This is a genomic window from Nocardia sp. CA-135953 (genome assembly GCF_050955735.1).
In the GTDB taxonomy this organism is placed as follows: domain Bacteria; phylum Actinomycetota; class Actinomycetes; order Mycobacteriales; family Mycobacteriaceae; genus Nocardia.
Map to the genome: position 1 here is coordinate 3,850,025 of NZ_CP192082.1, position 10,622 is coordinate 3,860,646.

12 protein-coding genes are annotated in these 10,622 nt (G+C 66.7%); 9 read left to right on the forward strand and 3 right to left on the reverse strand.

What is annotated here, in order from left to right; all coding sequences use genetic code 11:
- The first annotated feature begins 72 nt into the window (after positions 1–72).
- From ACQPXH_RS17855 to ACQPXH_RS17870, 4 genes are all read left to right on the forward strand, one after another.
- Positions 73–204 carry a hypothetical protein gene (locus ACQPXH_RS17855; RefSeq protein WP_433597658.1) on the forward strand — a complete coding sequence of 44 codons (132 nt, stop codon included), beginning with the start codon at positions 73–75 and terminating at the stop codon, positions 202–204.
- A gap of 51 nt (positions 205–255) precedes the next feature.
- Complete coding sequence (locus ACQPXH_RS17860; protein WP_433597659.1) at positions 256–1,554, forward strand: hypothetical protein; 1,299 nt, start codon at positions 256–258, stop codon at positions 1,552–1,554.
- A gap of 105 nt (positions 1,555–1,659) precedes the next feature.
- Positions 1,660–3,129, forward strand: a complete 1,470-nt coding sequence (locus ACQPXH_RS17865; RefSeq protein ID WP_433597660.1) for an SDR family NAD(P)-dependent oxidoreductase — start codon at positions 1,660–1,662, stop codon at positions 3,127–3,129.
- Between the two features lie 45 nt (positions 3,130–3,174).
- Positions 3,175–3,564: a DUF2784 domain-containing protein gene (locus ACQPXH_RS17870; RefSeq protein WP_433597661.1), complete on the forward strand. Its 390-nt coding sequence runs from the start codon at positions 3,175–3,177 to the stop codon at positions 3,562–3,564.
- Here ACQPXH_RS17870 and ACQPXH_RS17875 read toward each other — a convergent pair.
- Positions 3,504–4,277 (reverse strand): thioesterase II family protein, encoded by a 774-nt coding sequence (locus ACQPXH_RS17875; RefSeq protein WP_433597662.1) that lies wholly within the window; start codon positions 4,275–4,277, stop codon positions 3,504–3,506. The two genes, ACQPXH_RS17870 and ACQPXH_RS17875, sit on opposite strands and share 61 nt — an antisense overlap.
- Positions 4,274–5,179, reverse strand: coding sequence for a dienelactone hydrolase family protein (locus ACQPXH_RS17880; RefSeq protein WP_433597663.1), 906 nt, complete (start codon positions 5,177–5,179; stop codon positions 4,274–4,276). The genes ACQPXH_RS17875 and ACQPXH_RS17880 overlap by 4 nt, the downstream gene beginning before the upstream one ends.
- A 44-nt stretch (positions 5,180–5,223) precedes the next feature.
- On the opposite strand from ACQPXH_RS17880, the gene ACQPXH_RS17885 reads away from it, so the two are divergent.
- Positions 5,224–6,570, forward strand: coding sequence for a CoA transferase (locus tag ACQPXH_RS17885; RefSeq protein ID WP_433597664.1), 1,347 nt, complete (start codon positions 5,224–5,226; stop codon positions 6,568–6,570).
- A 21-nt stretch (positions 6,571–6,591) separates the two neighbouring features.
- Here the strand turns inward: ACQPXH_RS17885 and ACQPXH_RS17890 are convergent, their stop codons facing one another.
- Complete coding sequence (locus ACQPXH_RS17890; RefSeq protein ID WP_433597665.1) at positions 6,592–7,164, reverse strand: TetR/AcrR family transcriptional regulator; 573 nt, start codon at positions 7,162–7,164, stop codon at positions 6,592–6,594.
- A gap of 102 nt (positions 7,165–7,266) precedes the next feature.
- Here ACQPXH_RS17890 and ACQPXH_RS17895 point away from each other — a divergent pair, with 102 nt between their 5' ends.
- From ACQPXH_RS17895 to ACQPXH_RS17910, 4 genes are read left to right on the forward strand one after another with little or no spacing between them, the layout of a single operon-like run.
- Positions 7,267–8,472, forward strand: a complete 1,206-nt coding sequence (locus ACQPXH_RS17895) for an FAD-dependent monooxygenase (protein WP_433597666.1) — start codon at positions 7,267–7,269, stop codon at positions 8,470–8,472.
- 49 nt (positions 8,473–8,521) lie between these two features.
- Positions 8,522–9,550, forward strand: a complete 1,029-nt coding sequence (locus ACQPXH_RS17900) for a nucleoside hydrolase (protein WP_433603492.1) — start codon at positions 8,522–8,524, stop codon at positions 9,548–9,550.
- Positions 9,547–10,434: an amidohydrolase family protein gene (locus ACQPXH_RS17905; protein WP_433597667.1), complete on the forward strand. Its 888-nt coding sequence runs from the start codon at positions 9,547–9,549 to the stop codon at positions 10,432–10,434. The genes ACQPXH_RS17900 and ACQPXH_RS17905 overlap by 4 nt, the downstream gene beginning before the upstream one ends.
- Positions 10,435–10,470: 36 nt before the next feature.
- Positions 10,471–10,620 (forward strand): hypothetical protein, encoded by a 150-nt coding sequence (locus ACQPXH_RS17910; protein ID WP_433597668.1) that lies wholly within the window; start codon positions 10,471–10,473, stop codon positions 10,618–10,620.
- Positions 10,621–10,622 lie beyond the last annotated feature (2 nt).

Consider the following 10,622-nt stretch of genomic DNA (forward strand, 5'->3'; position numbering starts at 1 on the left):
GCCGGTGCAACTCGTCGTGGACACCACCGACGTGCTGGTGCCCCCGTTCCTCTACGACGGCAGCGCACGCGGGTGGATCGACTGTGGCGCTGCCCGATTCCGGCCGATCACCGGCTGCCGGTGACCGAGCCGCTGCTCGTCGCCGAGGCCATCGCGAACTTCGTCGAGGACCTGCGCGCGGCCGACGCCAGCATCCCGCAGTGACCCGCCAGCGGTGAGTGGTCGCCAAATCGGAGGGGGTGGTACTTTGCGCGCATGACCGGACCGGGGGAACAACAGAACCAGCCCAACGACGCATGGTGGGCGCAGGAACAGCCGCAGCAGCAGGGACCGCAGTATTCACAATCGGATCCGACGATGGTGGGGCAGCCGGGGTATCAACTGCCGTCGCAGCCCGCGGTTCCGGTGGTGGGACCGCAAGGCCCAGCCGAGCAGCAGCCCGCTGATCCGACGATGGTGCGTCAGTCGTTCGATCAGCCGGGGGCCGCGCCCGCCGGATACCAATCGGGCACCGGATACCAGCAACCCGCCTACCACCAGTCCTCGCCCGGATATCCGCAGCCGGGGACATCGCCGGCCGCGCCCGGATTCCAGCAGGCCGGAGCACCGCAAGCCACACCCGCCGGATACCAATCGGGCACCGGATACCAGCAACCCGGCTACCACCAGTCCTCGCCCGGATATCCGCAGCCGGGAACGCCGCAGGCCGCGCCTGGATTCCCGCAAGCCGGGGCACCACAGGCCACACCCGGATTCCCGCAGCCCGGGTTCCGGCAGCCCGGATTCGAGCAGCCCACACCCGGATTCCCGCAGGGCGCACCAGGTTTCCAACAGCCCGCATACCAGCAACAGGCACCCGGATATCAGCAGCCGCCCAAATCCGGTGGCAAAGGCTGGCTTTGGGCGCTCGGCGCGGTCGTCGTCACCTCCGCGGTATGGGCGGGCGCGATGTTCGCGATCGGCGCATTCGATGCGGGCAAGGCCGATATCAGCAAGGATGCCGATCTGCGCGGCTACAAGTACGTCGCCAATCTCTGCGATATCACCGACACCTCGCCCTACACCAGTGCCGGCTTGACGTTGTCGAAGACCGATTCCTCGGGCAATACCTACCCGAAGCACGAGGGTTCCACGCACGCGGCGGTCGATTCGATGGGGTGCGATGTCCGCTTCACCCCGTCCGGCTCGACCGAGAAGTACGAATACGCCGCCATCTACACCAGCGCGCAGGTGCATAAGCAGACCAATCCGGGACCGGAGTTCACCGCGTCGTACGAGACCTGGACCCAGAGCGAATACGGCAAGGACGCGAAGGTCGACAAGATCTCCGGACTCGGCGACGAGGCGTATGTGATCACCGGTAAGCACAAGTCGGACGATCCGACGGCCGATGTCTCGGTGGCGGTGCGAGACGGCTGGGCCACCTATCACATCAGCTGGTCGCAGTATTCGTCCAGTTCGTCGAAGTCCTCGGGCAAGATCCTCAGCGCGTCCGAGGTCACCGATCTGCTGAAGAAGACGGCTACCTCGACCATGAGTAAGCTGCGCAAATAGGCGATGTCCGGCCGGTGCGGGACTGCTCGCGCCGACCGGTCCGCATTCGAATGCGACAATGGCTGGGTCAACCTCCCAGTTCACGAAGGATAAATTCGCATTCCGATGGTTCAGAACACCGCATCGACGTCTACCGCACCAGCGCCGAGCGGCACCGCTATCGACCCCGATGAGCTGGCGATCTGCTTGCGCGTGCTGGAGCAGGCCGGGCAGCTGGACAAGGACGATCCGGCGTCGGTCACGGTGCAGCGCGCCGTCGGCCATATGTTCAAGAAATTGAAGCAACGCAGGCGAACCGTGGCCAGGGATGCGGTCGCCGAGGCGGACCGGGCGGTGGTCGCGGCGACCGCGACCGGATCGCCGAATCGGATCGATGACGAAACCGCTGGCATTCCGCTGACCTCGAATGCGGCGGGTGCGAGCGCGGGCACGCTGCTGCGGGCACGGCCCTGCTATATCTGCAAGCAGCGCTACACCAGGGTCGACGCGTTCTATCACCAGCTCTGCCCGGACTGCGCGGCAGGCAGCCTCGCAAAACGAGACGCCCGTACCGATCTCACCGGGCGGCGTGCCCTGCTGACCGGCGGTCGCGCCAAGATCGGTATGTATATCGCGCTGCGGCTACTGCGCGACGGTGCGCACACCACCATTACCACCCGCTTCCCGAACGATGCGATCCGCCGCTTCGCCGCCATGGACGACAGCGCCGACTGGCTGCACCGGCTGCGCATCGTCGGCATCGATCTGCGGGATCCGGCCCAGGTCGTCGCGCTCGCCGATGACGTCGCGGCACAGGGACCGCTGGATATCCTGATCAACAATGCCGCCCAGACCGTGCGCCGCTCCCCCGGCGCGTACGGCGCGCTGGTCGATGCCGAGTCCGGTCCGCTGCCCGCGGGTGCGCTGCCGGATGTGGTGACCTTCGGCAAGACCATGCAAGCGCACCCGACCGCACTCACCGCATCCCTGACCCCGACGCTGTCCTCGGCCGATGTGGCGGAGTTGGCGCTGGTCGCGGGATCGGCCACGCCGGAACGCATTTCGCGCGGTATCGCCATCGACGCCGGTGGTCTGGTGCCGGATCTCGCCCACACCAACAGCTGGGTGCAGACCGTCGCCGAGGTGGACCCGACCGAGCTGCTCGAGGTCCAGCTGTGCAATTCGGTGGCGCCGTTCATTCTGGTTTCCCGGCTGCGCCCGGTCATGGCCGCTGCCGGGGCCCGCCGCAAATACGTTGTGAACGTCTCCGCGATGGAAGGCCAGTTCTCCCGTGCGTACAAGGGTGCGGGCCACCCCCATACGAATATGGCCAAGGCCGCGCTGAATATGTTGACCCGCACCAGTGCCCGCGAAATGTTCGAGCAGGACGCCATCCTGATGACCGCGGTGGATACCGGCTGGATCACCGACGAACGCCCGCACTACACCAAACTCCGCCTCGCCGAAGAGGGCTTCCACGCGCCGCTGGACCTGGTGGACGGCGCCGCCCGCGTCTACGACCCGATTGTCCAAGGCGAATCCGGTACCGACCTCTACGGCTGCTTCCTCAAGGACTACCAGCCCTCGCCCTGGTGATCCGCGAGGGCCGAGTCCGCACACATCCAGCGCTACGCTGGGCATATGCTGTATCGGCTGCTGGCCGATGCCACCGCCGCGGTGCATTTCGTATTCGTGGCGTACGTGGTGGTCGGCGGGTTCATGGCGTGGCGGTGGCCGCGCACCATCTGGCTGCATCTGATCGCGTTCGGGTGGGGATTCAGCACGGTGCTGTTCGGATTCGATTGTCCGCTCACATATTTGGAGAACTGGGCGCGACACCGGGCCGGGATGGCGGGGCTGCCGCCGAGCGGGTTCATCGACCATTATCTGACCGGGGTGATCTACCCGCAGAGTGCGCTGGGATTGGTGCGCGGGCTGGTCGCGGTGTGCGTGGTGGTGTCGTGGGTGGGCTATGTGTGGAGGGTGCGGACGATGAGGTCGGCGACCTCGGAGACCTTGTCGTCGAGGTAGAAATGACCGCCGGGAAAGACCGTGTGGTCGAACGAACCGGTGGTGTGTTCGCGCCATTCCTCGGCCTGCTCCGGCGTCATCGTCGGATCTTCGGTGCTGACCAGGGCCGACACAGCGCAGGACAGCGGTGCGCCCTCGCGGTAACGGTAGGTCGCGACGGCCTGGTAGTCGCTGCGCACCGCGGGCAGTACCAGTTCGGCGAGGCTCGGTTCGTCGCGCAGGATCTGAACGGACGCGGGATCGGTCGCCAAGCGCTCCAGATCACCGATCAGATCGTCGTCGGAGCCGAGATGCAGCCGACCCTGCTCGACGAAAGTCGGTGCGGGACGGCCGGATACGAACAGCGCGGTAAGCGGCTGTCCCTTGCGTTCCAGGCGGCGTGCGGTTTCGAAGGCCACGGTCGCGCCCATGCTGTGGCCGAACAGCGAAAGCTGTTCCACCGGGCCCTGATTCAGCACCTCGTCTACGATCCGGTCGACGAGGGTGTCCATATCGCCGATGGTGGGCTCACCGAGCCGGTCCTGCCGACCCGGGTACTGGACGGCGGCAACGGCAATGCCGTTGTCGAAGCGTTCGGCCAGTGCCCGATAAGCCGTGACCGCTCCCCCGCCGGGCGGGAAACACAGCAGTTGATGGCTCGGCGCGGGATGTGCGCGCAACACCCGCAGCCAGTCCGTCGCGGCAATGGCCCTGCCCGCCTTGCTCTTCTTCACCCGAGGTACTTTCCGTACCAATCCAGGACCCGCTGCCACGCCTCCGCGGCGGCGGTCGGGTTGTAGCGCGGTCCGGTGTCGTTGAAGAAGGCGTGGTCCGCATTCGGTGCGACGTAGATCTCATGAGTGAGACCGGCCCCGCCCAGGGCCGCTTCCGCGGTGGGACGCGAAGCGATCACCCGCTCGTCCTTGGCGGCGTAGATCCCGAGTACCGCCGCCTTCGAACCGGACAGATCCCCGTTCTCCGGGAATGGGCCGTAAAACGGTATCGCCGCAGCGAGTGTCGGCGTACCCGCGGCCAGCAGCATCCACACCAGACCGCCGCCGAAGCAGAATCCGGTCGCGCCGATCTTCTTTCCCGGGACCCGCCGTTCCAACTCGGCGATACCGGCCCGCAGATCGCCGATGAACTGTTGCGGCGCGATCTTGCCGAGTTCGGCGGTGGCCGCCGCCGGGTCGGTGAAGGCGGCGGTGCCGCCGAGTTCGGACAGCAGGTCGACCGCGAGTGCGGAATATCCGGCACCCGCGAATCGCCCTGTCACCGAACGGATGTGGTCGGTCAGACCCTTGTTCTCGTGGATGACGAGCACGCTGCCGCGCGGCTGTGGCGCGGCGGCCCATGCGGCTTGTAGCCGGCGGCCTTCCGGTCCGGGAAAAGTGATCGCGGTGGCCGCGACCGCGCCGCTCGTGCCCGGCGGGGCCGAGGACGCCGCGGGTTTCGAGCCCGTCGACGCGGTATTCGCCTGGTCGCCGCTATCGGAGCAAGCGGCGAGCAAGGCAACCGCCGTGGTGGCGCCGACCCCGAGCATTCCAAGTCGGCGCAATGCTTCCCGGCGGCCGATCAATCCGTCGGCATGGTCGGTGGCTATCTCTTCGGCGATATAACGCTGCAGCGGCGTCATGGCCCCGACCCTACTACTGCGGCGCAACAACTACTCTCGATCTCGTGATTGCGCACGAACAGCTGGTCCGCGACTACGAGGCCGGAATCGGTGTACCGGCCTCCGGCACCGTCCCCGCCGCCGATCCGGGCAGCTGTTTGGCTGCGGCGCTGCCGGTTTGGGCGCTGGCTGCCGGATCAGTCGCCGCGGTGACGGCGGCGGCGAACCGAATTCGCGACGCACACCACCTGAATCCGGTGCTGCACCGACTGGATCCGGTCCGGATCACCGCCGCCTTCTCCAGTGAACGCCTGCTGCGCGTCGGCGGTGCGCCCGCCAAGGGATTCGCCGATCTGTCGGGATTCTTTCCCACCTTCGACGGCTGGGTCCGCACCCACGCCAACTATCCGCATCATCGCGCGCGATTACTCGCCTCGCTCGGACTGCCCGACGACGCCCCCGTCGATCTCGCGGTCGCGCAGATGGCGATGAGCCGGGCCCGCGATATCGAGGAGCGTGCGGCCGCGCACGGCGCCATTGCGGTGCAGGTGCGTAGCGAGCAGGAGTGGGCGGAGAGCCCACAGGGCGAGGCCGCCGCATCGGGGCCGCTGGTGGCGATCGACACCCGGATCGACCGTGGCGAACTCGGCCTGCCGATCGGGGCATCACCATTGCAGCCGTTACGCGGAGTCCGGGTACTCGATCTGACCCGGGTGATCGCCGGACCCGTCGCGACCAGGACCCTGGCGCTGCTCGGCGCCGAGGTGCTGCGGATCGACCCGCCGCACCTACCCGAGATCCCCTGGCAGTATCACGACACCTGCCAGGGGAAGCGCTCCACGCTGCTGGATCTGCACCGGCACCTGCCGCTGATCAACGAGCTGCTCGCCGCCGCCGACGTACTGATCACCGGATATCGACCCGGCGTACTGGAAAACGCCGGGCTCACCGCCGCCCGTCGTCCCGGCCTCGTCCACGGTCGGATATCGGCGTGGGGTGAATCCGGCCCGTGGGGTCGGCGGCGCGGTTTCGACAGCATCGTGCAGGCCGCAGCAGGTATTTCGATTGTCGAGGGCGCACCCGCGGTGCCGGGGACGCTGCCCGCGCAGGCACTCGACCACGCCTCCGGCTATCTGCTCGCCGCCGGGGTGATCGATGCGCTGGTCGCCCGCGCACACGACGGTATCGGCCGCGACGTCCGAGTCGCGTTGGCGCGCACCGCAGCCTGGCTCCTCGACGCGCCCGGACGCGCCCCACGTCATCCGCGGGCCGCGCCGCCGAGTCCGATGGCGGCGGTCACCCACGGCAATGTCACCACCGCAGCCCCGGTGCTCGCCGAGTATCCGGATTACGCGTGGCCGGCACCGAGATACGGCGCGGACCGGCCGGTGTGGCCGCTGCACGCCCGATAGCACGCACGCCGTTAGACGCGCTCAGGGCTCACCGGCCAGGGCCGCAATCGCCTTGGCCAGCCGCGCGCCGTCGGGCAGGTTCTCACCGCAGGTGATCGTCCACAGGATGCCGAGGCCCTGGGTCAACACGAAGTAGAGCTCACCTATCGCCTGGGCGGTGTCCGCATCGAGGTCAGGACGGGATTCCCGGACCGCTCGACCGATGTCCTCGTATGCACCGTTGAGGCTTTCGTCCATGAACGTCCGCGATTCCGGCGTCCGCGCGACGCGAACCAGATTCTCCAGACTGGCCAGCATGCCGTCCCGGTTGTCCTCGAAGACCCGCGGCATCGCGTTCCACATCTGCGTGAACGCCTCGAGCGGCGACTGACCGCGGCCCGCGCGAATCAAAGCTTCCATCCGATCGCCGATATCGTTGCCGAGCGCCTCCGCGAGCGCCTCGGTGATCAGCCGATCCTTCGAGCCGAAGTGATAGCCGATCGCGGCCAGGCTGACACCCGCGGCCGCCGCGATATCGCGTGCGGTCGTCTTCGCCACGCCACGTTCGATGATGGCCTTACGCGCTCCTGCCAATAGGTCTTCTCGGTTTCCCATGACCTCAGCTTACACACGACTAAGACATTTGTACTAGACATCCGTGCCAACCATGTGTTAGACATATGTCTGACACATTCGTTCGAAAGATTGGCGCGGGGCATGAGCATCAAATCCCTCCACATCCTCATCAGCGGCGGCGGCATCGCGGGCAACGCACTCGCACTGCAATTGCTGCGGGCGGGCATCCGAACCACCGTCGTAGAGCGCGCTCCGAAGCCACGCCCGGGCGGACAGGCCGTGGACCTGCGCGGCCCGAGCCGCGACGTCGCCGAGCGGATGGGACTCATGTCGGGCATCCGCAAGTACCAGCTCGACGAGCGCGGCATGGCCTACGTCGACGAAAACGGCCGGGAATTCGCCCGGATGCCCGCGGAGATGTTCGACGGCAAGGGCCCGGTGGCCGAAATCGAAATCACCCGAGGCGATTTGAATCAGGTACTGCTCACCGAAGTGGCCGGCACGGCGGGCGAACTCGATTACCGCTACGGCGAGTGGATTGCGGCGCTGCGCCAGGACGATACCGGGGTCGAGGTGGACTTCGCATCGGGGCGGACCGAGCGGTTCGATCTGGTGGTCGGCGCGGACGGCGTGCATTCGGCGACCCGACAGCTGGCCTTCGGACCGGAGGAACAGTTCGTCACTTATCTCGGCGGCTACATGTCGTTCTTCACCATCCCGACACCCGCTGGAACCGAGCCGGGCTGGTTCAAGATGCATACGGTGCCCAGCGCCGCGGTCGCGATTCGACCTGATGCCGATCCGGCCACCTCGAAGGCGATCATCACCCTGCGCACCGAGGCCGATCCGGCACTGCGCCGCGATGTCGCCGCGCAGCAGCGGCTCATCCACGACATGCTGGCCGAGGCCGGATGGGAGGCGCCGGCCATCCTCGACGCGATGACCACCACCCCGGACTTCTACTTCGACATGCTGGCCCGCGTCGATATGCCGTCGCTGTCGGCCGGACGGGTCACGTTGCTCGGCGACTCCGGCTTCTGCGGCTCCCCGATGACCGGTATGGGCACCGCCACGGCCATTGTCGGCGCCTACGTCCTGGCCGGTGAAATCGCCGCCGCCCCAGATGACCTCGTGACGGCACTGACCCGCTACGAGGAGATCGTCACACCGTTCCTGGACAAAGCCAAGGAGGTGCCCGGCGGCGGCATCAAGATGATGCTGCCCACCTCACGCCTCGGCACGCGGATGGCGCGCGCGAGTATGAAGGTCATGACCTCGCGAGTGATGCGCCCGGTCATGCTGCGGATGATGTCCGATACCGACGGCTACGTGCTGCCCACCTACTGAACCGTCCCGGTCCGCTCGCTAGGCTCGACTGGTGCGGCAGAAGATCGTCATGGATGTCGATACCGGGATCGATGATTCACTCGCGCTTCTCTACCTGCTCGCCTCCCCGGAGGCCGAGATCGTGGGAATCGCCGCCACCGCGGGCAATGTGCCCGCACCGCAGGTGGCAGCGAACAATCTCGCCTGGCTGGATGTGTGCCGCGCACGCGATATCGAGGTCGCGCTGGGTGCCGCGGAACCGCTCGCGATCCCGCTGCGCACCACCGAGGACACACACGGGCCGCAGGGAGTCGGATATGCGGAACTGCCGCAATCCGCACGGCCGATCTCGGCCCGGTCGGCGGCGCAGATGTGGGTCGAGCTGGTGCGCGGGGCTCCCGGCGAGATCGTCGGGCTCTGCACGGGACCGCTGACGAATCTGGCGCTCGCCCTTCGCCTCGAACCACGGCTGCCGCTGCTGCTGCGGCGGCTGGTGATCATGGGCGGAGCCTTCAATCACCCAGGCAACACCACGCCGACCAACGAGTGGAATGTGCACGTGGATCCGGAGGCGGCCAAGGAGGTCTTCGACGCCTTCTCCGCCGCCCCCGCCGATCGGCGGCCGATCGTGTGCGCGCTCGATATCACCGAGACCATCGAGATGCGGCCCAAGCATGTGGCGCAGCTCGCCGAACGCGCGGGGAGTCTGCCCGTGGAGCTCGTTTCGCAGACCGATCCACCGGAGGCCAGGTCCGCGACGAGTAACCCGATCGTGCGCTACTTCACCGATGCGGTCCGGTTCTACTTCGATTTCCACAAACTCTACGACCAGGGCTATCTCGCGCATATGCACGATCCGTTCGCGGCGGCCGTCGCGCTGGATCCGGAACTTGCCATAACTCGACCGGCCACTGTCGATGTCGAACTCGTCGGCGCCATCACCCGGGCCACCACGGTGGCCGACTGGGCGGGCATGTGGGGGCGAGAACCCAACGCCGACATCGTGGTCGGCACCAACCCCGAGGTGTTCTTCGAGCGATTGATCACCAGGGTCGGTGACTTCGCACGGTCGGTATACCCGCAGGAGGCTGCTCGATGATCGGTGACAGCGACGACAATACCTATCTGACCGCATTCCGCACCCGGCTGGAACTGCCCGGAATCATCGACGTCCATACGCATTTCATGCCGGAGCAGGTCATGGCCAAGGTGTGGGCGTGCTTCGATTCGGCCGGCCCGCTGGTCGGCCGGGATCGGCCGATCGCCTACCGCGACGATGAGCAGGTCCGTTTGAAGACGTTGCGCGGCTTCGGTGTTCGCGCGTTCACCTCGCTGGTGTATCCGCACAAGCCGGATATGGCGGCGTGGCTCAACGAATGGACCGCCGATTTCGCCGAACGCACCCCGGACTGCCTGCACACAGCGACGTTCTATCCCGAACATTACGCGGACAGCTATGTGGAGGCCGCGATCGAGCGCGGTGCCCGGGTGTTCAAGGTGCATGTGCAGGTCGGCGATTTCCATCCCGGTGATCCATTGCTGAATCCGGTGTGGGGCATGATCGAGGACGCCGGAATACCGGTGCTGATCCACTGCGGCTCCGGACCCGCGCCCGGCGAGTACACCGGACCGGAGCCCATTGCCGGTCTGCTGCAACGCTATCCGCGCCTGCGGCTGATCATCGCGCATATGGGCACACCCGAGTACTCCGAATTCCTGGATCTGGCAGCGGAATACCCGGGTGTGCACCTGGACACGACGATGGTGTGGACCGATTTCACCGAGGCCACCGCCCCCTTTCCGACCGCCGAGCACGGCAGGCTGCACTCGTTGCGTGACCGTATTCTGTTCGGTAGCGACTTTCCGAATATCCCTTACTCCTACGGGCATTCGATCAGTGCGCTGGAGCGCCTTGACCTGGGTGATTCCTGGCTGCGGCAGGTCTGCTACCGAAATGCCGCACGGCTCTTCGACATCGCGTAGCACTCACACCGATGCGCGGGTGAACCTGGATCGCCGGTGCCAGAGCCGCTCGGTTTCGTCGAGCAGAGCTACCGCGAAATCCGCTACAAATATCACCGAGACTCGGTCGGCATTCATGAGCAGTTCGTCCGCGCCGAACCGGTAGGCGCCGGTTTGCCGACCCTGCGCGAGGCCCACCGCGACTAGCT